The following is a 23,363-nucleotide window of genomic DNA, read 5'->3' on the forward strand; positions in this document are numbered from 1 at the left end:
CATACCGGACTATAGGCGACTATACCGGATCAGGCGGTCAGGGCTTCGGCGGCGTAGTCCAGGCGGTCGTGTCCGAAGAACATGTCTTCGCCGACAAAGAAGGTGGGGGAGCCGAAGGCGCCGCGGGCGATGGCGGCGTCGGTATTGTCCTTGAGCGCGGCCTTGTTGGCTTCGTCGTTGGCCAGCTGTTTGACCTCGTCGAAATCGAAACCGTTCGCATCGCACATTGCCTTCACGGAGGCGTCGTCGTCCGGCTTCAGCGCGTCGGGTGCGGTCCACATATAGTGGAAGCAGGTATCGATGAAGCGTTGCTGCTTGTCCGGATCGCCAGCAAGGCCAATCGTGGCCCGCAACAGGTCGCGTGTGCTGACCAGCGGGAAATAGGGGTTCATGCGGATGGTCAGGCCATAGCGTTTCGCACAGCGCTCCAGGTCGGCCAGCATATAGGTGTTCTTGGCGGGCACCATGCCCGGCGGGCGGTTGCCTGTGCCCTGCATGACGGCGCCGAGGAACATGGGCTTGATTTCGACAGCCGCCCCGGTGCGTTCCTTCAGCTGCTTCACTGCTGCATTGGCAATATGGGAATAGGGGCTGATATAGTCGAAATAGAACTCAAGTGCCTTGGTCATCCGGATCTCCATAAGTTTCATTTTGGAACTAAGGCAAATCAGGTTAGGCTTGCAAGTATGAAATGGACAGAACTCTCGGATAATTGGTGCCCGGTCGCGCGGACGCTCTCGGTCGTCGGTGACCGGTGGACGCTGCTGATCCTCCGGGATTGCTTCCTTGGCCTGTCGCGGTTCGAGCAGTTTATCGAGTCGAGCGGCATGACGCGGCACATCCTGGCCGAGCGCCTGAAGCGGCTGGTTGAGGCCGGCATTCTCGAGCGCCGGCAGTATTCCGCCGGGCCGAAGCGCTATGATTACGTGCTGACCGAAAAGGGCCAGGAACTGGCGCCCGCGCTGCTGACGCTGAAGGACTGGGGCAAGAAGCACATGCCCGTGCGCCGCGCCACGAACGCCTGACACGATTTCTTGCGGGGCGGGATCAGGCCTCGACCAGTTCCACGATCTTCTTCTGCACGGTGCCATAGTCGACCTTTCCGGTGCCAAGCACCGGAATGTTGTCGACATGGAAGACCCGCTTCGGAACGGAGATTTCCGGCACGCCATGGCTCTGCGCCCAGGCCAGGATTTCTTCCCGGTTACAGTCGGGGCTGTCGCTCAGCAGGATGATCTGCTCGCCCTTGCGGGGGTCCGGGATGGCAGCTGCGGCGTGGAGATTGTCCGGCCAGATCGCGCTGGCGCAGTTCTCGACCACGGCCAGGGACACCATCTCGCCGCCGATCTTCGCGAACCGTTTCACGCGGCCCATGATGCGGATGAAGCCTTCCTCGTCGATGGCGACCACGTCGCCGGTGTCGTGCCAGCCATCATCCGGTGCTTCGAGGACGCCGGGGGCGGACGGACGCAGATAGCCCATCATGATGTTCGGGCCCTTGATGTGCAGGCGCCCGCCTTCCGGGATGCCGTCGACCGGCAGGAGGCGATACTCCATATCCGCCATCAGCAGGCCGACCGTGCCCGGCTTGTTGCGTTCCCACTGATTGGCCGCCACGACGGGCGAGGCTTCGGTTGCGCCATAGCCTTCGAGGATTTCGATTTCGAATTTGCGGCGCACCAGTGCGCGGGTCTCGTCCTTGACGCGCTCGGCGCCGCAGACTGCGAGGCGGATGGAGCTCATGTCGCCGTCGCCGCCGACACGGGCGTATTGCGAAATGAACGTATCGGTCGCCAGCAGGATGCTGCTGCCCGTTTCGCGGATACGTTTCACGATCTCACGCGGCTGGAGCGGCGAAGGGTGGAAGATGACCGGGATGCCGGCAATCAGCGGCAGGATGGCGCCGACTGTCAGGCCGAAACAGTGGAAGGTCGGCAGCGGGTTGAACAGCTTGTCCGTGTTCACATCGAGGCCGATATGGGCGCGGACCTGTTCGACATTCGCCATGACGTTCTCGTGGCTGAGCACGACGCCTTTCGGCTCGCCCTCGGTGCCGGAGGTGAAGAGGATCACGCCGGGGCTCTTGTAGCGGGCCTTGCTGCGGATCAGGCCGGGCGCCACCGGGCCGATCACTGCGGCCAGCTTGTCCTTCAGGGAGAGATTCTCGCGAACGTCTTCGAGATAGATGATCTCGGCGACACGGGAGAGGTCCTTGGTCAGGGCTTCCAGGCCGGCCACTTCGACGAATTTGCGGGCGGTGACGATTTTGGTGATCTCAGCCGAGCGCATTGCCGCTTTCAGGTTCCGCGACCCGGCGGTGAAGTTCAGCATCGACGGGACGCGATTATAGGCCGACAGGGCGTAGAAGCCGATCACCGCGCCTGCACCGGTCGGCAGCATCACGCCCACCGATTCGCCCGCTTTGGTCTTCGAGGCGAGGGCAGAGCCCAGGCCGAAGGCACCGCGGATCAGGTCCTTGTAGGTCAGCAGGCGTTCTTCGCCGTCGACCATGTCGTAGATGATGGTCTTGTTGCGGCCAAACTCGCCGGCTGCGCGCATCAGGGCAGCAAAGAGGTCGGTACGGGTTCGCGCTGGGCGATACGGCAACGGCGCCGGGATCGGTGTCGTGGTCATGAACAGCTCTGGTTTCCTCGTGGGCGGCTTTGCGCCTCACATGTTTGTAACATTTTGTCGCCAAGCAGCCAGAGAGCAACAAACATTGCAAGTTTGCATGAGCAGATTGCAGTGTCTTCGACTTGAGTTCAGACGCGGGTGAGGCCATGTTCCGGCGATGGCAAACCTCATTGATCTCAAGGGCGAAAAGCCCCGCCTGCGCCACCCGGAGAAACAGTCCCGGCCGGACAGCCCGATCCAGCGCAAGCCGGACTGGATTCGGGTCAAGGCGCCCGGTTCGAAGGGCTATTCCGAGACCCGCGAGATCGTGAAGTCCAAGGGGCTGGTGACGGTCTGCGAAGAGGCGAGCTGCCCGAACATCGGCGAGTGCTGGGACAAGAAGCACGCCACGATGATGATTCTGGGTGAGATCTGCACCCGCGCCTGCAGTTTCTGCAACGTCTCAACCGGCAAGCCACCCGCGGGCGTCGATGAGGACGAGCCGCGCCGCGTTGCCGAGGCGGTCGCCGAGATGGGGCTGCAGCATGTCGTGATCACGTCGGTTGACCGGGACGACCTGGTCGATGGCGGGGCGATGCATTTCGTGCACACGATCGAAGCCATCCGGGCGGCCTCGCCGGAAACGACGATCGAGATCCTGACGCCGGACTTCCTGCGCAAGGATGGCTGGGAAAACCGCGTCATCGATGCGAAGCCGGATGTGTTCAACCACAATCTCGAAACCGTGCCGCGGCTCTACCTGTCGATTCGGCCGGGCGCGCGCTATTTCCACTCGCTGCGCCTCCTGCAGAAGGTAAAGGACCGCGACCCGAACCAGTTCACCAAATCCGGCCTGATGGTCGGCCTGGGCGAAACCAAGGAAGAAGTCATGCAGGTGATGGACGATATGCGTTCCGCCGGCGTCGACTTCCTCACCATCGGCCAGTATCTGCAGCCGACGCGCAAGCACGCGGCGATTGACCGCTTCGTCTCACCGGACGAGTTCAAATCGTATGAAGAGATTGCGTGGGCCAAGGGCTTCCTGATGGTGTCTGCAACGCCGCTGACGCGCTCGTCTCACCATGCGGGAGAGGACTTTGCCCGTCTGCGCGCTGCCCGTGAGGCGCTGAACGCGTCGCGGGATTCAGGCAAGACCGCCTGAGCGCATGGCCCGGTTCTCCAAATCGGTCCGGCTGCCATACACGCCCGAGCAGTGTTTTGATCTTGTCTCGGACATCCGGCGTTATCCGGACTTCATCAAATGGATCACGGCGATGCGCGTCACCGAAGAAGTCGCGCTGGGGGATGGGGCGTCGTCCTGTCTCGGGGATGCGGTGATCGGCTTCAAAGGCTTTACCGAGCGCTTTTCGACCCGGGTCACGAAAACCCCGTCGGACGGGAACGTGATCGCCTCGCTTGTGAAAGGCCCATTCCGCCGGTTGCGCGCCGAATGGCAGATCACGCCGCAGGACAAGGGCACGGATGTCCGCCTCGAGATCGATTACGATTTCAAGAATCCGTTCATCGGCATGCTGGCGGCCGCCAATCATGACCTGGCCGTGTCGAAAATCCTGCAGGCCTTCCTGGATGAAGGGCGCAGACGCTTTGGAGCGGTCTCCGGGGCTACGCCTGGCGCCTAGTTCATCTGGTACTGGATCAGTTTGAGGGCGCACTCGACAGCGGCCATGCGGACTTCCGTCCGTCCGATTTCCCCGACCTGGAGCATCTCGTGCACCACAGCGCGGTTTTCCCGGGCGCAGGCAACGTGAACCGTGCCGACGGGTTTCATGCGCGTGCCGCCGCCGGGGCCTGCCACGCCGGTGATGGCCACGGCGATATTGGCCCGGCTGGCTTCCAGCGCGCCTTCGGCCATCATCCGCGCCACAGGCTCTGATACGGCGCCATAATCCGCCAGCACGTCACCGGGCACGCCGAGCATCTCTTCCTTGGCCCGGTTCGAATAGGTGACGAAGCCACGTTCGAACACGGTCGAGGAGCCCGGAATGTCGGTGAAGAGGGCGGCGACGAGGCCGCCGGTGCAGCTCTCGGCCGTACAGATCCGGAGGCGCGCCTGTTCGGCGTCGTCGAGGATCAGCATGGCGAGGTTTCGGAGTTTATCTGGAAACATGGGGTGAGCTTAGGCCTGGTTTATTTTCCGGTGAAGACCGGGTTGCGTTTTTCGAGGAAGGCGGCTGCACTTTCCTTGGCATCGTCTGTCTGCATCAGCCGCCGGATCTCGGTAATGGCCATCTTGCCAACCTCGCGCCAGGGCGGGTCCACCGTTTCGCGAAGGCCTTTCTTGATCGCCTGAACGGCCAGAGGCGGGTTCGCGGCGATCCTGCGGGCAAGGTCCAGCGCGGTCGTCATCAGGTCTTCTGGCGGGACGACGCGGGAGGTGAGCCCGATTTCCTTTGACCGCGCGGCGTCGATGATGTCGCCGGTGAACAGAAGTTCGCAGGCATGCTCCCGGCCGACCAGCTGGACGAGACGGCCGAAGCCCGGCGCATCGCAGGTCAGCCCGCGCGTGACGAATATTTCCCCGAACCGGGCCTTTTCCGAAAAGACGCGGATGTCGGCCATGATGGCGAGTTCGGCGCCCCAGCCGAGGGCGAAGCCATTGACGGCCGCGATGACCGGAATGTCGGTGCCGAGCAGCGCATCAGCCGCCGGCGTCAGGCCGCCTGTTTTCTTGGCGCGCTCCGCCATTTCCGGCGTGGACGGGGCGCCTTTGGACAGGATCTGTTTAACGTCATCGCCCGAGCAGAAAGCCCGATCGCCCGCGCCCGTGATCACGATGGCCCGGGCATCCGCGCCGCGCACTGCATCTTCGAGGGCCATATAGGTCGGGTAGTCGAGGGCGTTCATCGCCTCCGGCCTGTCGAGTGTCAGGATGGTGACCTGGCCGTCCTGTTCGATTTTCAATCCGCCGGACATGAGCGTTCTCCCTTTTCGCAAAGGGGAGCATGCAGGAAGCGATTGGCAAGAGGGGACGCGGCGTCAGGCCTTGGGCACGAGCACGGCAACGGCTTCTGCCGCGATGCCTTCCTGACGGCCGGTAAAGCCGAGTTTCTCGGTCGTCGTGGCCTTCACGCTGACAGCATCCAGAGGAAGGGCCAGGAGTTCGGCGGTGCGGATACGCATGGCTTCCCGGTGCGGCTTCACCTTGGGCGCTTCGCAGATCACCGTGATGTCGCAACTGGTGAGTGTATAGCCGGCGCCTTCCGCCAGCGACCGGGCGTGCTTCAGGAACAGGCCGCTGTCGGCGTTTTTCCATTGCGGATCCGACGGCGGGAAATGATCCCCAATGTCACCGAGCGCGACGGCGCCCAGAATGGCGTCTGTCAGGGCGTGCCAGGCGGCGTCTGCATCCGAATGCCCTTTGAGCTTGGCCGTGTGCGGGATCTTTACGCCGCAAAGGGTGACATGGTCGCCCGGTTCGAAAGCGTGAACGTCAAAGCCCTTGCCGACGCGGGGGGCGGTCAGGGCGGGGGTAAGCAAGCGTGCCAAGAGGTCAAAATCCTCTGCATAGGTGATCTTGTGAAGCCGGACGCTGCCGGGAACCAGCGTAACGCGCGCGCCGGCCGCTTCGACGGCCTCCAGATCGTCCACGAAAGAGCCGGGGGCCTCAAGGGCTTTGCGAATGGTGGCTTGCCGGAACGCCTGGGGTGTCTGGACGCGGTAGAGCCCGTCGCGCGGCACGGTGGAGAAGTGGCCGGAGGCTTCACGTTTCAGGGCATCCGACACCGGCAGGGCGGGGGCGGCGGCGTCATGATCGGACAGGGCGGAGACCAGCGTATCGATCAGGGCGCGACTCAGGCCCGGACGGGCAGCATCGTGGATCAGTACCGGGGCGCCATCTTCCGTAGCAAGCGCCGCAATTCCGGCGCGAACCGAGGCGGTTCGGCTCTCGCCGCCGCATACGACTTTAGTCTTAGACGGAAAGCTGGTCGCGACGGTGAGGTCGTCGACGACGATCACGAGTTCAAGCAGGTCCGGATGGGACAGGAAGGTGTCGACAGACCAGTCAATGACCCGCTTGCCAAGCAGGTTCTCCCATTGCTTGGGGCGATCGAGCCCTGTACGGGCGCCTTTGCCGCCTGCGACGATGATTGCTGCGAATCCGGTCATGCGCGCCTTCTAAGACACCTGTTGTATCTATGCCATGCTGTTTGCGCTTCTGCAGCCGGGAAGCGATGCTTATGTTTTGTGCACTTGCGAACTCGCGAAAAGGTGCAAGAATGAACAAATGGTTAGTTTCGAGGCACCGAAGGTCTGGTTAGCGCCCATGTCAGGCGCCACGGACGCCCCTATGCGGCGTCAGGCGGTGCATTTCGGGGCGCCGGCGGTCGTGTCGGAGATGGTCGCCGGCGAGATGCTGGCGACAGAGCGCCCGGATGTCGTTCGCCGCACCTGCCGTCATGAAGGCGCCGGTTACTGGATCGTCCAGCTGGCAGCACGGCGGCCTGAAGACATGTTTCGCGGCGCCCAATTGCTGGCCGAAAGCGGCGTCGATGTGATCGACATCAATATGGGATGCCCCTCGCGCCAGGTCACAGGCGGCCAGTCCGGCTCCGCCCTGATGCGCGATGTACCGCTGGCCAGCGACATCATGGACGCGGCGATTGAAGGGGCAGGCGAACGGCCTGTGACCCTGAAGATGCGTCTGGGCTGGGACGATACGGCTCTGAACGCGCCGGAGCTGGGGGCGATTGCGGAATCCAAAGGCATCCGGATGCTGACCGTCCATGGGCGCACGCGTTGCCAGTTCTACAAAGGATCGGCCAATTGGGCGGCTGTGCGCGACACGGTCGAGGCGGTGTCACTGCCGGTCGTCGTGAATGGTGACATTGGCTCATATGAGGATGCGGCCGAGGCGCTGGAGCAGTCCGGCGCGCATGGGGTCATGATCGGGCGGTCGGCGATGGGGCGTCCCTGGCTGGTCGGAGAAGTCGCTGCGACGCTTGAGGGCAAAGCCTGGACGGCGCCCGGCCGGGCCGAGAAACTTTCGTCCCTGTGTGAGCAGATCGAGGACTCGGTTGCGCTCTATGGGCCGAAACTGGGGGTGCTGACGGTGCGCAAGCATGTGTCCGCCGCCATCGACGCGCTCGATCTTCGTATCGGTCCGGCAGAGCGCCGGGCTGTGCGCTCCAAACTCTGTCAGATCACAGACTGGCAGGATCTCATCGCCGCACTGCGGCAGGTATATTTTGAAACCGACCTCGTGGAGGCCGTCTGACATGCCGGTGGACACTTTGCTGGACGCTCGTTCCCTTGCCGATCTCTCTCCGATCGCCTTGCTCGTCATCGACGACAGGCGACGTATCGTGGATGGAAATCCGGAAGCGGAAACGCTGTTCCAGCTTTCCCGAAGATCGCTTACGGGCAAGCCGCTCAGTGAGCTGATTTATCATGACTCCCTGATCTGGGAATTGCTCGACCGCGCGCAGCGGCAGGTGGGCGATATTGCCTCGCCGGGCACGCCGATCACCGGGCCGTCCATTCCGTCAGGCCTGGTCTGCGATGTCTGGGTCCGCACGACAGGCGATGAGGGCTTCGTGATCGCGCTTGTCGAAACAGCGGTGCGGGAGGGCAATGAGTCGTCCGCCGGCGTGGCCGGGTTCGGGCGCATTCTGGGCCATGAGGTCAAGAACCCGCTGGGCGGCATCATCGGCGCGGCGCAATTGCTGGAACGCCAGGGGGTCGAGGGGCAGGCTGAACTGCTGGAGATCATCCGGGATGAAGCCCGACGGATCGAGCGGCTGGTCAATCGCCTGTCGGCATTCGAATTGTTCTCGGCACCCCGGATGAAAGAGTTCAACATCCATGCGCTGCTGGACCGCGTGATCGCATCGGAGCGGGTGGCCATCGGCAGCAATGTAGAAATCAAGCGGGACTTCGACCCATCGCTTCCGGAATTACTGGGCGATGCGGATCATCTGCAGCAGGCCTTCCAGAACATTATCCGCAACGCTGCCGAGGCCGCTCAGGAAGGCGGCGGGAGTGGGCAGGTAACCGTCCGGACGGCCTATGCTACGGGGCTTGCCTTCAAGCGCTCGCGTTTCGGTGTCGGGCTTCAGCGGGCCATGCTTGTGACCATCGAGGACAATGGCCGCGGTATTCCGCGCGAAAAGCTGTCGCGCATTTTCGACGTTTTCCAGAGTTCCAAGTCCGGCGCGCGCGGGTTGGGCCTGTCGATCGTGAAAGAAGTCATCACGGCCCATGGCGGCCAGATCCGGGTGGACAGCGAACCGGGCACAACCCGTTTCACCGTTCTTCTGCCAATTCGTACAGGAGGCCTTAATGGCTGATAAAACCGTTCTTCTTGCAGAGGACGATGCGAGCATCCGCCTGATCGTGAACCAGACGCTGGTCGCCGCAGGCTATGAGGTCCGCGCCACGAGTTCGCCAGAAGCCCTGGAAAGATGGGTGCGGAATGGTGAAGGCGATGTGGTCGTGACCGATGTGTATCTTGGGGATGCATCGATCTTTGACCTTTTGCCGTCCATGCGCCTGTCCCGGCCGGAACTGCCCTTCATCGTCATGAGTGGACAGAACACGATCCTGACCGCCGCAAACGCGGCCCAGCATGGCGCGTTCGACTATCTCCCGAAACCGTTCGACATCGATGCGCTGACCAGCCTGGTGCAGCGGGCCCTGAAGGCGCCGCCGAAGTCCTCGGTGCGCGCCATCAATCCGGAATCCCAGAAAGCCATCAGCGATGCCGGCTTGCCGCTGATCGGCCGGTCCGATGCGATGCAGGAAGTTTACCGGATCATCGCCAAGGTCATGAACACTGACCTGACGGTCCTGATCGAAGGGGAGAGCGGGACCGGCAAGGAACTGGCGGCGCGCGCAATCCACCAGCTGGGGTCGGCCAAGGACGGAAAGTTCGTAGCGCTGGATCTGGCTGCGCTTCCTGCTGCCGAGATCAACCGCCAGCTGTTCGGTGCGAATGGCGAGCCGGGCGCTGTGCATCAGACAGGCGGCACGCTTTACCTTGATGAAATCGGCGACCTTCCAGCCGAGGCGCAGACCCAGCTGGTCAAATTCCTGAGGGATGCGACCGGCGCGCGCCTGATCGCGTCGACCCGGCGCAATCTGGGCCGCATGGTGGAAGAGGGCGCCTTCCGGGAAGATCTTTACTACCGCCTGAATGTGGTGCGCCTTGCCATGCCGCCGCTGCGCCTGCGCAAGGAAGACATCCCGGAACTGGCCCGGGCCTTCCTGATCCGGGCCCAGCGTCAGGGCCTCTCGGCGAAGAATTTCGACAAGTCCGCCATAGACCTCATCATGGCCTATGACTGGCCGGGCAATGTGCGGGAGCTGGAGAATCTTGTTCTCCGGCTCGCCGTGCTCAGCCCCGATGACACAATCACGCTGCGCGATGTGGAGCGCGAACTCCGCGCCGGCGCGAGTGAGCAGAAGGGCGCCAGCGGCGGCTTCGAAAAGGACATCGAGACGTTGCTTCACCGGCACATCATGGGAGACCTGATTTCCAGCCGTGAGGACGAGGAAAGCACTGTTTATTCCCGGGTAATCGACCAGGTTGAGCGGCCGCTGATCCGGCTCGCGCTGTCGGTGACCGCCGGGAACAAGGTGAAGGCGGCGCAGCTGCTGGGCATGAACCGGAACACGCTGCGGGCGAAAATTAACGCACTCGGCATTGCAGAAGAGTGATTGACGATTGCCAGGACTGTGGCTCTAGTGCATCACTGTTGCCGTAGAGGCACGATTGTGTGACCTTGGAGCAACGGGCCGGGGGGCCTGTACAGAGCTGGTAGATTGTCGAACCCGTTAAGTCAGCATGCACCCAAGGCGAGTTGGGCCCTTTTCGAAGGGCTCTTCATCATTGCGGCGCTCGTTGCGGTGTTTGCGACCTTCATCACCATTGCCGGTGTGAACCCGGACAATCCGACAGCCGGTACCACGCCCTGGCTTCTGGCGCTGAACCTCGTTCTGATCATTGTTCTTGCGACAATCGTGATCCGCGAATTCCTGGCCATCCGCAGCCGCTCGCGTGAGGCGGGTGAAGGGCGGCTGGCTCAGCGGTTCGTCATGCTGTTCGGCTTCTCGGCGCTGGTGCCGTCCATGGTCGTCGCCATTTTCCTTGGCGCGGTGATCACACGCGGCCTCGACAACTGGTTCGGCGATACGGCCGAAGCGGTCATGGAGAAGAACAAGCAGATCTTCCAGGACTATGTCGACAATTTCGAATCCTCGTTCGATGTGGATGTCCGGCTCGCAGCCCTCGACGTGGAAAACTTCGCCCGCGATGTGAAAGCACAGATGGCCGCAGAGAATGGCGGGGAAGACGTCGACGCGGGCCAATTCGCGGCAAACGCCTCAGCCGCCCTGTCTGAAGGGCTTCGCCAGACGCTGGCCTATCGGGAATTTGTTACCATCTCCATCGTCAGTGCCGATGGTCAGGAGATCATCGCCGAAGAGAATGCCGGTACGCCGGTTAGGCTGCGGCCGCCACCGGATGCGTTCGAGGAAGCCCGGAAGGGAGAAGTCGCGGCCCGGCTCTATGAGGCGCAGGGTGTGGCGACAGCGCTGATCCGGATTTCTGAACCGGTGGACGGGTATGTTTATGCTGCCAAGCCGTTCGACCAGAACCTGTTCGCCATGCTTGGTGACGCCAAGGAGCAGCTGGCGCAGTACAACAATGCAAAACAGCGCAGCGGGCGGTTGCAGACCATTTTTGCCATCGGCTACGCCCAGATCACCGCGCTGATCCTGTTACTCGCAGGCCGCCTTGGTCTCGAGGCGGCTGGCCGGGTGACAGGTCCGATCGGACGTCTGGCGTCAGCAGCCCATACGGTGCGCGATGGTGATCTTACCGTCAGGGTGCCTGTCAGCGGCCCGAAAGACGAAGTCTACGCGCTCAGCCAGTCTTTCAACGCCATGACGGAGCAGCTGTCCGAGCAGCGCAATGCGCTCATTCGTGCCCGTGAGGACGAGGAAGACCGCCGCCGCTTTGTCGAAACACTGCTCGCCGAGGTCAGCGCCGGCGTCATTCGCATGGATGCGGACATGACAGTTACGCTCGCCAACCGGTCAGCCGGTGAGCTGCTAGGAACCGATGAGGTCAAAACCGGGGACGCACTGGAAGTGGTTGCGCCGGAGTTCGAACGCTATGTGCGGGACACGCTGGAGCGCAATTCGCCCGTCGATGCGTCCATCGAAATCAGCCGGAACAATTCGACGCGCCACATAAGGCTGAAGACCGCGCCGGACCCGGCCGGGGGCTGCGTCCTGACATTTGACGACACGACCCGCCTGATCAATGCGCAGCGGCAGATGGCGTGGCGCGATGTGGCAAGACGCATTGCGCATGAAATCCGCAACCCTCTGACGCCGATCATGCTGTCTACGGAACGGTTGCGCCGCCGGTATGCCAGCAAGATCGATGATCATGACGGCGTGTTTGAAAAATGCATCGATACCATCCTGCGTCAGGTCGGAGATATTGGCCGGATGGTCGAAGAGTTCTCCAGCTTTGCACGGATGCCGAAACCGAGCGTCGCGCCGTTTGACATGGAAGAATTGCTGCAGGAGGCGAGCTTCTCCCGCAGCGTGGTCTATCCGGACATCGATTTCGAATTTGCCAGCGAAGCGTCCTCCAAGACTTATTCCGGCGATGAAAGACTGCTCGGGCAGGCGATCGGCAATCTGCTGAAAAACGCTGCCGAAGCGATTGAGGGCATGCCCGAGGAAACGGACGTGCAGGGCCAGATACGCATGGTGCTCAGCGGCGATGAGCAGGGTCTGGAAATCACGATTGAAGACAATGGTCCCGGCTTTCCCGAAGATGTGCGCGAGCGGTTGCTGGAGCCCTATGTGACCACACGGGAGAAGGGCACAGGGCTCGGTCTGGCGATTGTGAACCGCATTATCGCAGATCATGGAGGATCCATTTCGCTGCAGAACCGTCTCGACGGCCTGCGCGGGGCGCGCGTACGTATCTGGCTGCCCCCGCATGATCCTGCCACCAAAACCATACCGGCCGCCAGCCAGGATTCGGCTGGCATCAATCCACATTCTCCACAGACTGTCCGCGTAGAGGAGCCAACGCCATGGCGTTAGATATTCTGGTCGTTGATGATGAGCCTGACATCCGGGAGCTGATCGCCGGCGTTCTCGGCGATGAAGGCTATTCGGTCCGCACCGCCGCAACGGCGGAGGCGGCGCTTGAGGAAGTCCGCACACGGACGCCGAGACTGGTTGTTCTGGATGTCTGGCTGCAGGGCAGCGGCATGGATGGCCTGTCCCTGTTGAAGTACCTGAAGTCGATCGATCCTCTTTTGCCGGTGATCGTCATCAGCGGGCATGGCAATATCGAGACGGCAGTCGCCGCCATCCGGCGCGGCGCCTATGATTTCATCGAGAAGCCATTCAAGACCGACCGCCTGCTGCACCTGATCGACCGGGCCATCGAGTCGGCAGCCCTGAAGTACGAAAATGCCGCCCTCAAAAACCGCGCTGGCGATGATGAACGCTGGATCGGCAACAGCCACGCAGCGGCGAATTTGCGCAGCTCCATCGAGAAGGTGGCGCCGACGAATTCGCGGGTGATGATCACCGGCCCGGCCGGCGTCGGCAAAGAACTGGCCGCACGCCTGATTCATCGCAATTCCTTGCGGGCGAACGGGCCGTTCATCGTCGTGAACGCGGCAACGATTGCGCCGGACCAGATGGAAATAGCCCTCTTTGGGGAGGAAGATGCACAGGGGCGGACAACGCGTATCGGTCTGTTTGAAAAGGCCCACCTCGGAACGCTCCTGCTTGACGAGGTTGCAGACATGCCGCCGGGTACGCAGAGCAAGATACTCCGTGTCTTGACTGAACAGCGTTTCCAGCGTGTTGGCGGCCGTTCGGACGTCAATGTTGATGTCCGGGTCATGTCCGCCACGACCAAGGACCTGAAAAAGGAGATTGAGGAATCCCGTTTCCGGGAAGATCTCTATTACCGCCTGAACGTCGTGCCGTTGAGGGTTCCCTCGCTCGCGGAGCGCCGGGATGATATTGCCGATCTCGTGACCTATTTCATCGAGCGGATCGCGGACTCCTCGGGCCTGACACCGCGGACGTTTTCGCAGGAAGCCATGGCGGTCCTGCAGTCGATGGACTGGCCGGGGAATATCCGCCAGCTGCGCAATGTCGTGGAACGGATCCTGATCCTGTCGCCGTCGGACTCAAACCGGCCAGTCAGCGTTGATGAGTTGCCCCGCGATGTCGGCAGTAATGTCCAGAATTCCAAGGCCGGCTCGGCAGATCTGGTCGGGCTGTCGCTCCGCGACGCACGCGAACAGTTCGAGCGTGAATATCTGGCGCTGCAGATTACCCGGTTTAACGGGAACATATCGCGGACGGCCGAATTCATTGGAATGGAGCGCTCTGCACTCCATAGAAAATTAAAGGCTTTGGGCGTAGCGTCCGGGGCGAGTCGGCAAGACAGTTAGTGCCGGTGGAAGGCTGAGGAATGCGCGTTCTTATCTGCGGGGCTGGCCGGGTCGGACACGGCATCGCGCGGCGTCTCGCGCGTGAAAAGCACGATATTACCATTATCGATGAGGATCAGGATCTGGTCGACCAGGTGTCGACCGACCTCGATGTGCGCGGCTACACCGGGCATGCGGCGCATCCGGATGTGCTGAAGCGGGCAGGGGCGGCAGACTGCGAAATGATCATCGCGGTCACCCATTTCGACGAAATCAACATGGTGATCTGCCAGATCGCCCACACGCTCTTTTCCGTGCCGTTCAAGATCGCCCGGGTGCGCGACCAATCCTACATTGATCCAGCCTGGAAGAATATCTTCTCCCGTGAGGGGCTGCCGATCGACATGGTGATTTCGCCGGAAGTCGAGGTTGGCGAGGCCATTCTTCAGCGTCTGCGGACCCCAGGCGCCATCATGTCGGCAACGTTCGGCCGGGGCAAAGTCCGTCTGCTCGGGCTGGAGATTTCTGACAATAACCCGCTGCTGGATACAGCCGTCGATCAGATCCGCGGCCTGTTCCCGGACCTTTCGGCCAGGATCATCGGGATTGGTACGGGAGATTCCGTGCGGGCGCCGAAGGGCAGTGATGTGCTGAAGCCCGGGGACCGCGCGTATATTGCCGTGCTGGATTCCCACGCAGAGCGGCTGACCTCGATCTTCAACCGGAATGTCGAACGCTCCGATCACATCGTGATCGTCGGCGGCGGCAATGTCGGGTTATACGTCGCCCAGACGCTGGAGCGGGAAAGCAACAAGCGGATCCGTCTGATCGAAAATGACCCCGACCGGGCCAATACCGCCGTTGCAGGCGTCAAACGCTCCATTGTCATTCAGGGCGATGGGCTCAATCCGGACATTCTGACCGAAGCTGGTGCATCCAAGGCGGATTTCGTCGTTGCCATCACCAATGATGACAAGACCAATCTCCTGATTTCCAACCTGGCGAAACGGGCCGGTGCGAAGCGGACCCTGGCGCTGGTGAATGCGACCGAACTGGCGGGACTGGCGCATGATATGCGGGTGGACGCTGTGCTGGATCCGCGCGCGCTGACCGTTTCGCAGATCCTCTTGCGGATGCGTCGTGGCCGTATTCTGGGGCTGCAATCCTTGGAAGACGGACAGGCCGAAGTCGCGGAAGGCGTCACGCTGGAATCGTCGTCGCTGATCGGGAAGCCAACGGGTTATGATGATCTGCCTGATGGCGTCACTGCTGCAGCCATTGTGCGCGGTGATGAGGTCATCATCGCGGGACCGGAAACAATCGTCCGTACCGAAGATCGCCTGATCGTTTTCTACGAGGAGGAGCTGGTCCGCAAAGTGGAGAAATTCTTCCGCGTCAGTCCGGACTTCTTCTAGTCACATGAACTACGCGTCCGTCGTCCGCATCCTGGCCCTGGTGATGCTGATCCTTGCGGGCTCCAGCGTGCCGGCAATCCTGACAGCTCTCGCTTATGGCGAGAACGAGCAGGTGTTTGCTTTTCTCGCGATGGTGCTGGGCATCAGCGTTATCAGTACCAGCATCCTGTTCCTGACGCCCAAACCCAGCCAGAAGGCGCGCCCCTCCGATGCGCTGGGGCTGGTGATCCTGTGGTGGTTTCTGGCGCCTGTGGCGGCCTGTCTGCCTTTCGTCGTCGGCGTCCAGAATGCGTCTTTGCTTCAGGCAATTCACGAAGCCACGGCATGCCTGACGACAACCGGCCAGTCTGTGATTGCTGTTGAGGGCAATCGCTGGCCGGCCAGCCTGATCGTCTGGCGTGGCACGCTGCACCTGCTGGGTGCGTCGGCGTCGATTATTGTCGCCGCCAGCGTCCTTGCCGCGCTGAACCTCGGCGGCCCGGGGATTCACCGCAGCGAGCTTTTTGTCATGCCGGAAACGAGCTTCTTCGATGCAGTCCCGAAGGTTGCGCGTTCGGTCATCCTGATCATGGTCGTGTCCATTACGCTGACGGTTCTGGCGCTGGAGCTGGCCAGCGTTTCACCGGGACGCGCCATGTCCGATGCGGTCAGCGTGTGGACCACCGGCCTCGTCGATCCGGCGCCATATGGACGGGCAAATGCGGGCGCTGTGGCCGATGTTATCCTTGCGATCGGACTGGTTGGCGGCGCGATGGGGCTCGCGATCGCGCTGCCGCTCAGGGAGCGGCGTTTCCTGAAAGCGCTGACGGACCCTGAATTGCGCGTTTTTGCCGTCCTGGTGCTTATCTTCACCGCAATGGCCGTCTTCTCGGGCCTTAAGGTGATCGAGTCCCTCGGCTGGTCGATTTCCGCCCTTGCTACGTCCGGCCTGCCTCTGGGCAGCTCGGATACCTGGGACAAGGTGCCGTTGCCTGTCTTCGTGTTGCCGGCTCTGATCGGTGGATCTGCGCTTTCGGCCGCAGGCGGCGTAAAGATCGCGCGGCTGATCGTCCTGTCGCGGCGCGCCGGGATGGAATTCCGGCAGCTGGGTTATCGCCGGTCGGTTCTGGGGTTCCAGTTCCGGGACCGTGAGATGAACGAGCGGAGCGTGATCGGGGTCTGGGTGTACCTGATTGCCTATATCCTCAGCGTTTTCCTCGTGATGCTGGGATTCACATTCACTGGCGTGCCGTTTGAATCTTCCATCCGTCTGGCCATCGGCTGCCTGACCAATTCCGGCGGCCTGGTCATTGGCCATGTGGCCCAGCTGGATCAGGCTGCCTCAATTTTAGCCATTTTCTCCATGCTGCTTGGCAGGTTGGAGATTTTGGCGATTATTCCTGCAATTTCTGTCAGTTTCTGGCGGGGGTAGATGGGGTTGGCCCTTGCTTAAGCCCCTCAATCCAGTTAGCCCGCGATCATAACAAGAACAACAGGAATTAACCTGCTATGTCGGCTGATAAAAAACAAAACCTTCAGGATGCCTTTCTGAACGCTGTACGCAAATCGCGTACGCCACTGACGGTGTTTCTCGTGAATGGTGTGAAGCTGCAGGGCGTAGTGACCTGGTTTGACAACTTTTGTGTGTTGCTGCGGGGCGATGGTCGTCCGCCGCAGCTGGTGTACAAACATGCCATTTCCACGATCGCGCCAAGTGCACCCGTCCAGCTCTTCGACGAAGAGATCGACAAGGAATAGGGCTTTTTGAGCGACAAGCTTATTGATCGCCTTCCTGCGCCGGAAATAGCCGGGGCCATCATCCCCTGGTTTACGCCAGCCAATCGACCGACGGCAGACAGGCTGGAGGAAACCTCCGGCCTGATTGAGGCTTTGGGCTGCGAGCTTGCTTTCCTGCGCCCCGAACATGTGCGGCAGGTCAATTCGGCACAGCTGATTTCCGGCGGGATCCTGAACCGGCTGGCGGAAGACCTGGAAGCCGCGAACTGCACACTCGTGGTGATCGACGGCGCGTTGACGCCAGTCCAGCAGAGAAACCTCGAAAAGAAGCTTGGTGTGAAGGTCATCGACCGGACCGGGCTGATCCTGGAAATCTTCGGATTGCGGGCGCGCACCAAGGAGGGGCGGCTGCAGGTCGAGCTGGCGCGGCTGCTCTATGAGCGTTCCCGACTCGTAAGGACCTGGACGCACCTCGAGCGACAGCGCGGTGGTGGCGGGTTCCTGTCCGGCCCGGGTGAGAGCCAGCTTGAGGCGGACCGCCGGATGCTGGACGACAAGATCGTCCGGCTCAAGGCGGAACTGGACGATGTGCGGCGTACACGCGCGGTTCAGCGAGCCGGCCGTCAGCGCACAGGCAAGCCGGTTATCGCGCTCGTGGGCTACACGAACGCCGGAAAGTCGACGCTCTTCAACCGGCTGACGGGGGCGGACGTGTTCGCCAAGGACATGCCGTTTGCGACTCTGGACCCGACAATCCGCCGGTTGGACCTGCCGACATTGGGCGAGGCGGCGCTGATCGACACGGTCGGGTTTATCACGGACTTGCCGACGCACCTGATCGACAGCTTTCAGGCAACGCTGGAAGAGGCGATGCAGGCAGACCTGCTGGTCCATGTCCGGGACCGGTCCAGTCCGGCCGACATGGAGCAGGCGGAAGATGTGCTGCGCGTTCTCGGGCGCCTTGAGCAGGAAACCGGGCTGCCGCTGCCGCCGATGATCGAAGCGTGGAACAAGGCCGATCTGCTGCCAACCGAGCGGGCTGAGGTGCTGGCGATCGCCGCGCAGAACCAGGAAGGTTATCCGGCCGTCCTGCTGTCGGCCGTAACTGGTCAGGGAGTGGACGAATTACTGGCTGCAATTGAGCACGGCCTGCTCCTGAGCGCGGCCGAGGTGCGGATCGTCCTCAAGCCGGAGCATGGCCGGGCCCGGGCCTGGCTGCACCGAAACGGCGAAGTGCTGAGCGAAGAGATGCAGGACAATGGCGCAGCGCTGATACGTGTCCGCCTGAAGTCTGACCGTCTGGGACAATTCCGGGCCGAGTTCCCCGACATCGAAACAGACCTGGCGGACTAGCCGCTCACTTCGGTTTTCTTCACGGCTTGCCAGAGGCCTTCCTGCGCTTCCAGGTCGAGTTGGTCGAACGCCTGATCGTGCTGGCCTGCCATCTGCTCCATTGCACGGAAACGGCGCTCAAACTTGGCATTGGCCTGACGCAGAGCCACTTCAGGATCAACGCTGAGACGGCGGGCCAGGTTTGCGACCACGAACAGCAGGTCTCCGATCTCGTCCTGAACCGCGGCTGGATCGCCTGAAGCGATGGCATCTTTCACTTCGGCTGTTTCTTCTTCCAGCTTGTCGAAAATCTGATCGGCTTCCGTCCAGTCGAACCCTGTACGGGCCGCGCGTTTCTGAAGCTTTTCTGCGCGCAGGAGAGCGGGCAGTGACAGGGCCACGCCGTCGAGCGCGCTTGCCGGGGCCTTGCCCTTAGCCTTTGCTTCGCGCTCCTTGGCTTTGACGACTTCCCAGGCAATGACCTGTTCGTCTGAGGAGCGGTCATCGGACGCTTCAAACACGTGCGGGTGACGGCGGATCATTTTATCATTGATGGCTTTCGCAACATCGGCGGCCTCGAAGGCGCCTTCCTCTGCTGCCATCCGGCTGTGAAAGGCGACCTGAAACAGAAGGTCCCCCAATTCTTCCCGGAGGTCGCTCTTGTCATCGCGCTCAATCGCGTCGGCCACTTCATAGGCTTCCTCGATCGTGTAGGGGGCGATCGTGTGAAAGGTCTGCTCAAGGTCCCATGGGCATCCGCCTTCCGGATCGCGCAACCGGTCCATGATCTCGAGCAACCGCACGAATTCGCCGGCGGCACGTTGGTGGCGGGATGTGTCTGAGTGATCCATGACGCGGGTCCTGATCGATGCGGTCCTGTTGGCGAAGCCCCTGAGAGGGACGAGGCCGTGCGTGAGACATACCGGAATGGATTGACTTTCCCCGCGGTGCAAGAGACGTGAAAGCATGCGACCTGTAATCTGCACATCAATCGAACCAATGACGGGGCGTCGCTCATGAAAGACCGCACCATCCTGATCGGTATCGACTGGGGGGCATCGACGTTCCGGGCCTGGGCCTTCGATGAGGAAGGCGATGTCATTGGCGGGATCTCTGTGCCGGACGGCATTCTGACCCATACGGGTGACGCGATGGGCCGCCTGAAGTTTCATATCAATGAGTGGCTGAGCGAGTGGCCTGAAGTCCCGATGATTGCCTGTGGAGGGATCGGCGGCGCGCAGGGAATCCAGCGGACTGAATACCGTCCCGTCCCAATGCTGATTTCCGACCTGCCCAGGCATCTGGTTGAGGTGAATGGTATCCACATGGTGCCTGGATTGAAGCAGGCGTCTCCGCCCGATGTGATGCGCGGAGAAGAGACGCAGCTGTTCGCGCTGGATGATTCGGTGGGCGCAGTGTGCATCCCGGGCACATACACCAAGCACGTGAATTTCGAGCATGGGCGCATTCTGGGTTTTACCTCGGAGATGACCGGAGAACTCAGAGCGCTCTTGTTGGCGAATGGGGGCCTGAAAACGCCTGAGGATACCCCGCAGGAGTTCGATGAAGCGGTATTTCGGGAATGGGTGGAATATTCGCTGGATCCCGATGATGCCGCCTCTCCATTCGCTGTCCGCGCGGCCCGCAAGACAGGAGTTCTTGATCCTAAGTACCATGAAACAGCCCTGACCGGTCTTCTCATCGGCGCCGACATTGCAGCGCATTACGATCCGGGTGACGAACTCACTCTGGTAGCTGACGGAGCGATCCTCGAGTCCTACCGGATTGCGCTGGATACGCTGGGCGCCGACTTCGATGAGTGCTCTGCAGAAGAAGCGACACAGGACGGCTTGTTCGAACTGGCGGAAGAGGCGGGGCTGATCGGATGATGCTTGCGCCGGAATGCGTGGCGCCCACAGGGTGCGTGCTGGGCAATGGTCCTGTCTGGAGCGAGACCGAAGGGTTTCTCTGGTGGGTCGATGTGAAGCGCGCCAAACTGCATCGCTACAATCCCCGAACCGGAAACACGCGCCGTTACGATCTGCCGCTGCGTGCCAGTGCGATTGCGCTGTATGAGGGCAGTTTTCTGATGGTGGGCGACCGGGAGGTCGGCGTCTACGATCCGTCGACGGAAGTTTATGACACTTTGCTGAGCGTTGAAACGGAACCGGAAGGCAACCGGACCAATGATGGCGGTGTCGCGCCGGACGGTTCGTTCTGGTTCGGGACGATGGATGATCAGGAGAAAGATGCCAGCGGCAGCTATTACCGCTTCGGTCCAGACAAGGCGCTGAGCCAGCTTCGCCTTCCGTCCGTTCTGGCTACCAATACGATGCAGTTCTCGCCGGACGGGAAGACATTCTACACTTGTGACAGTGCAGAGCAGGAAATTCTCGCTTTCGACTTTGACCAGGCGACGGGCGCGCTCACCGGGCGGCGCATTCTCGCCTCGACGTATGAGTTTGGCGGTTTTCCGTACGGCTCGGCCATTGATTCGGAAGGCTGCCTCTGGACGAGCCTGTGGGGCGCATCGCGAATCGTCCGATATACGCCGGACGGGAAGGTGGACCGGGTTATCATTCTTGCGGCTCCGCGGCCGACAGGTATCGCCTTTGGCGGTCCGGATTTGAAAACCTTGTTCATCACAACTGCGCGCGCAGGCATGTCGTTCCCCCAGCTGGATGCGCGGCCCCTGTCAGGCAGTCTGTTTGCTGTGCAGGTCGACACACCCGGTCTTCCAGCGAGGGAGTTCGGACGCGCATTTGGGTGAAGAGAGGGCTGAAGCGGCCCCTTGTAAGCGCGCGCAACCGGCCTCAAATGCCTTCACATTGAAATTGGTGTAGTTTAACCGTGGACGTAGCGGCTCAAAACCGCTAACCCCCCGCTTTTCAAGAGAGTGTCGGAATGGCCGATAAGGTTAAGAAGAAACGGGTCGGGCCCATCACGTTCCTGCGCCAGGTGCGCGCGGAAGGGAACAAGGTGACCTGGACGTCGCGTCAGGAAACGGTTCAGGCAACGATTTTCGTTGTCGTGATGTCGGTCCTTATCGCGCTCTTCCTGTTTGCCGCCGATTTCTTGATCAACTTGTTTGTAAAAGCGATCACCGGCCTTTGAGGTTTGTGACCGTCCGGTTTCAAGGAGCGCGCTGGCCCCATGGCTGAAGCGAAATGGTACATCGTCCATGCTTATTCCAACTTCGAAAAGAAGGTGGCGGCAACGATTCTCGAACAGGCCCAACGCAAAGGCCTGTCTGATCTGATCGAGGACATTCAGGTTCCCACTGAAGAAGTGGTCGAAGTTGCCCGCGGCAAGAAAAAGACTGTCGAGCGCCGTCACTTCCCGGGCTATGTCCTGTTGAAGACCGTGATGACCGATGACGTGTATCACCTCGTGAAGGACACGCCGAAAGTCTCGGGCTTTCTGGGCGCGGAAGGGGGCAAGAAACCGCTCCCGGTCAGACAGCGTGAAGTCGATCGCATTCTCGGTACAGCCTCTGATTCGACCGCAGAGCGTCCACGGCCGAAAATTTCGTTCGAAGTGGGCGAACAGGTGCAGGTCAATGATGGCCCGTTCCAGGGGTTCGAAGGCGCCGTGGAAGAGATCGACGAAGAGAATGGCCGCCTGAAAGTGACCGTTTCGATCTTTGGCCGTGGAACGCCAGTGGATCTGGAATTCGAACAAGTCACCAAGGTCTGACAAGATTGAGGTATTCAGGTGGGATCCTCTGCCGGTCCCGCTTGAAACCTCGTAACATGGGTTGTATTTGCCAACCCCAGTGCCGCCTTAGCTCAGTCGGTTAGAGCGCTAGATTGTGGATCTAGAGGTCCCCCGTTCGAACCGGGGAGGCGGTACCATCCATTCATTACAATTTGCTGCACTGCCGCATGAATTTCAGCGGAAAGGGAACTATTTTGTATCTCGCGCGTAATTTGACGCGCTTGATACAATCTGTTGCAAAAGGGACGCGGTAGGTAGAAAATCCCTGCCGTTCCCGGGGCTTCTCTCCCAAAAGGGGCTCGCAGCGAGAGTAAATTGAGTTTAACAGGAATCATCGGGTAGAGTGCCCGTATGAACCTGCGGCCGAGGACAATCCCGTCATTCGGCACACCAAAGGGGATTGAGTATGAAGAAAACTCTTATGTGCGCGACAGCCGCGGCCGCATTTGCGACTGCTGGTCTCGCCGCCCACGCGGAAGACGGCTGGTACGCCCGTGGCGATGTCCAGTACGGTTTCGCGGGCGAACTGGATCATGATCCTGTTACCGAATTCGTTGCCGGAACGCTTGAGGGCAGCTCCGATTCCGACGAGATGATCGGCGGTCAGCTGGGCCTTGGCTATGATTTCGACAACGGTTTCCGCCTTGAAGGCGTCGCCGGCTACCGCGGTGGTGAACTGGATGTTCCGTCCAGCTTCTCTCCGGGTCTGACGGGTGTTGCGTCTGATCCGCATGGCAATCTGCAGGTCGCAGATTTCATGCTGAACGGCATTTACGATTTCAACCGCGCCGGAAAAGTCCAGCCGTACATCGGTCTGGGTGTTGGCGGCGCGCGCCTGAAAGCCAAAGCCAGCAACCTGAATATCGGTACGACCGGTAACTGGGCTGCGGTCAACGGTTTCAATGATACCGATACGACGCTGGCGTATCAGGGCCTGCTCGGCCTTGGCTACAAAGTGTCTGACCGTCTGACGCTGGATCTTGGCTACAAGTATTTTGTTGCTGACGACCTCGAACTGGCTGGTAACCCGGCTGGTGGCACGGACTATGACGGCACCTATTCGGATCACGTGGCGACCGTTGGTCTCCGCTGGGCATTCGGCGCAGCTCCGCCTCCGCCGCCCCCGCCG

The 23,363-nt window shown here is 61.3% G+C and carries 23 protein-coding genes and 1 tRNA gene; 18 read left to right on the forward strand and 6 right to left on the reverse strand.

Going from position 1 to position 23,363, the window contains the following annotated elements:
• Positions 1-29 precede the first annotated feature (29 nt).
• Positions 30-629 (reverse strand): 2-hydroxychromene-2-carboxylate isomerase, encoded by a 600-nt coding sequence (locus tag HJA_RS17175; protein WP_035584916.1) that lies wholly within the window; start codon positions 627-629, stop codon positions 30-32.
• A 57-nt stretch (positions 630-686) separates the two neighbouring features.
• Here HJA_RS17175 and HJA_RS17180 point away from each other — a divergent pair, with 57 nt between their 5' ends.
• Positions 687-1,025, forward strand: a complete 339-nt coding sequence (locus HJA_RS17180; protein WP_034763995.1) for a winged helix-turn-helix transcriptional regulator — start codon at positions 687-689, stop codon at positions 1,023-1,025.
• 22 nt (positions 1,026-1,047) lie between these two features.
• On the opposite strand, the gene HJA_RS17185 is transcribed toward HJA_RS17180, so the two are convergent.
• The gene (locus HJA_RS17185; RefSeq protein WP_051597842.1) at positions 1,048-2,634 is read right to left on the reverse strand and encodes an AMP-binding protein; all 1,587 of its coding nucleotides are present in this window, start codon (positions 2,632-2,634) and stop codon (positions 1,048-1,050) included.
• Between the two features lie 157 nt (positions 2,635-2,791).
• Between HJA_RS17185 and lipA the strand changes: the two genes are divergently transcribed.
• On the forward strand, positions 2,792-3,775 hold the full coding sequence (gene lipA, locus HJA_RS17190; RefSeq protein WP_035584868.1) for a lipoyl synthase: 984 nt from the start codon (positions 2,792-2,794) through the stop codon (positions 3,773-3,775).
• 4 nt (positions 3,776-3,779) lie between these two features.
• Complete coding sequence (locus tag HJA_RS17195; protein ID WP_035584871.1) at positions 3,780-4,253, forward strand: type II toxin-antitoxin system RatA family toxin; 474 nt, start codon at positions 3,780-3,782, stop codon at positions 4,251-4,253.
• Here the strand turns inward: HJA_RS17195 and HJA_RS17200 are convergent.
• The 3 genes from HJA_RS17200 to HJA_RS17210 form a co-directional block, all read right to left on the reverse strand.
• A complete protein-coding gene (locus HJA_RS17200) occupies positions 4,250-4,741 on the reverse strand; it encodes a CinA family protein (RefSeq protein WP_035584873.1) in 492 nt (163 codons plus the stop codon). The two genes, HJA_RS17195 and HJA_RS17200, sit on opposite strands and share 4 nt — an antisense overlap.
• A 20-nt stretch (positions 4,742-4,761) precedes the next feature.
• Positions 4,762-5,547 carry an enoyl-CoA hydratase/isomerase family protein gene (locus HJA_RS17205; protein ID WP_035584876.1) on the reverse strand — a complete coding sequence of 262 codons (786 nt, stop codon included), beginning with the start codon at positions 5,545-5,547 and terminating at the stop codon, positions 4,762-4,764.
• 63 nt (positions 5,548-5,610) lie between these two features.
• Positions 5,611-6,741 (reverse strand): bifunctional 2-C-methyl-D-erythritol 4-phosphate cytidylyltransferase/2-C-methyl-D-erythritol 2,4-cyclodiphosphate synthase, encoded by a 1,131-nt coding sequence (locus tag HJA_RS17210; protein WP_035584879.1) that lies wholly within the window; start codon positions 6,739-6,741, stop codon positions 5,611-5,613.
• Between the two features lie 157 nt (positions 6,742-6,898).
• Between HJA_RS17210 and HJA_RS17215 the strand changes: the two genes are divergently transcribed.
• The 9 genes from HJA_RS17215 to hflX all read left to right on the forward strand — a co-directional run bounded on the left by HJA_RS17215 (position 6,899) and on the right by hflX (position 18,538).
• Positions 6,899-7,849 carry a tRNA dihydrouridine synthase gene (locus HJA_RS17215; protein ID WP_277813112.1) on the forward strand — a complete coding sequence of 317 codons (951 nt, stop codon included), beginning with the start codon at positions 6,899-6,901 and terminating at the stop codon, positions 7,847-7,849.
• Between the two features lies 1 nt (position 7,850).
• Positions 7,851-8,921 carry a two-component system sensor histidine kinase NtrB gene (locus HJA_RS17220; RefSeq protein ID WP_035584885.1) on the forward strand — a complete coding sequence of 357 codons (1,071 nt, stop codon included), beginning with the start codon at positions 7,851-7,853 and terminating at the stop codon, positions 8,919-8,921.
• Complete coding sequence (locus tag HJA_RS17225) at positions 8,914-10,290, forward strand: sigma 54-interacting transcriptional regulator (RefSeq protein ID WP_035584889.1); 1,377 nt, start codon at positions 8,914-8,916, stop codon at positions 10,288-10,290. The genes HJA_RS17220 and HJA_RS17225 overlap by 8 nt, the downstream gene beginning before the upstream one ends.
• Positions 10,291-10,395: 105 nt before the next feature.
• Positions 10,396-12,699: a sensor histidine kinase NtrY-like gene (locus HJA_RS17230; protein WP_051597843.1), complete on the forward strand. Its 2,304-nt coding sequence runs from the start codon at positions 10,396-10,398 to the stop codon at positions 12,697-12,699.
• On the forward strand, positions 12,690-14,075 hold the full coding sequence (gene ntrX, locus HJA_RS17235) for a nitrogen assimilation response regulator NtrX (protein WP_035584892.1): 1,386 nt from the start codon (positions 12,690-12,692) through the stop codon (positions 14,073-14,075). The genes HJA_RS17230 and ntrX overlap by 10 nt, the downstream gene beginning before the upstream one ends.
• A 20-nt stretch (positions 14,076-14,095) precedes the next feature.
• Positions 14,096-15,469: a Trk system potassium transporter TrkA gene (trkA, locus tag HJA_RS17240; protein ID WP_035584896.1), complete on the forward strand. Its 1,374-nt coding sequence runs from the start codon at positions 14,096-14,098 to the stop codon at positions 15,467-15,469.
• Positions 15,470-15,473: 4 nt separating this feature from the next.
• Positions 15,474-16,880 (forward strand): TrkH family potassium uptake protein, encoded by a 1,407-nt coding sequence (locus HJA_RS17245; RefSeq protein WP_035584898.1) that lies wholly within the window; start codon positions 15,474-15,476, stop codon positions 16,878-16,880.
• Between the two features lie 77 nt (positions 16,881-16,957).
• A complete protein-coding gene (gene hfq, locus HJA_RS17250; RefSeq protein ID WP_035572380.1) occupies positions 16,958-17,206 on the forward strand; it encodes an RNA chaperone Hfq in 249 nt (82 codons plus the stop codon).
• Positions 17,207-17,212: 6 nt separating this feature from the next.
• Positions 17,213-18,538 (forward strand): GTPase HflX, encoded by a 1,326-nt coding sequence (gene hflX / locus HJA_RS17255; protein WP_035584901.1) that lies wholly within the window; start codon positions 17,213-17,215, stop codon positions 18,536-18,538.
• Here hflX and mazG read toward each other — a convergent pair.
• A complete protein-coding gene (gene mazG, locus HJA_RS17260) occupies positions 18,535-19,368 on the reverse strand; it encodes a nucleoside triphosphate pyrophosphohydrolase (protein WP_081814794.1) in 834 nt (277 codons plus the stop codon). The genes hflX and mazG overlap by 4 nt on opposite strands.
• Positions 19,369-19,533: 165 nt before the next feature.
• On the opposite strand from mazG, the gene HJA_RS17265 reads away from it, so the two are divergent.
• From HJA_RS17265 to HJA_RS17290, 6 genes are all read left to right on the forward strand, one after another.
• Positions 19,534-20,406, forward strand: a complete 873-nt coding sequence (locus tag HJA_RS17265; protein WP_035584903.1) for a 2-dehydro-3-deoxygalactonokinase — start codon at positions 19,534-19,536, stop codon at positions 20,404-20,406.
• On the forward strand, positions 20,403-21,287 hold the full coding sequence (locus tag HJA_RS17270) for an SMP-30/gluconolactonase/LRE family protein (protein ID WP_035584906.1): 885 nt from the start codon (positions 20,403-20,405) through the stop codon (positions 21,285-21,287). Before HJA_RS17265 ends, HJA_RS17270 begins: the two co-directional genes overlap by 4 nt.
• Before the next feature lie 134 nt (positions 21,288-21,421).
• The gene (gene secE, locus HJA_RS17275) at positions 21,422-21,631 is read left to right on the forward strand and encodes a preprotein translocase subunit SecE (protein ID WP_035584909.1); all 210 of its coding nucleotides are present in this window, start codon (positions 21,422-21,424) and stop codon (positions 21,629-21,631) included.
• A gap of 39 nt (positions 21,632-21,670) precedes the next feature.
• Positions 21,671-22,213 carry a transcription termination/antitermination protein NusG gene (nusG, locus tag HJA_RS17280; RefSeq protein WP_035584912.1) on the forward strand — a complete coding sequence of 181 codons (543 nt, stop codon included), beginning with the start codon at positions 21,671-21,673 and terminating at the stop codon, positions 22,211-22,213.
• A gap of 81 nt (positions 22,214-22,294) precedes the next feature.
• Positions 22,295-22,371, forward strand: a tRNA-His gene (locus HJA_RS17285).
• A 269-nt stretch (positions 22,372-22,640) separates the two neighbouring features.
• On the forward strand, positions 22,641-23,363 hold a 723-nt coding region (locus HJA_RS17290; protein ID WP_035584928.1), incomplete at its 3' end, for an outer membrane beta-barrel protein.

Source organism: Hyphomonas jannaschiana VP2 (assembly GCF_000685215.1).
Taxonomy (GTDB): domain Bacteria; phylum Pseudomonadota; class Alphaproteobacteria; order Caulobacterales; family Hyphomonadaceae; genus Hyphomonas; species Hyphomonas jannaschiana.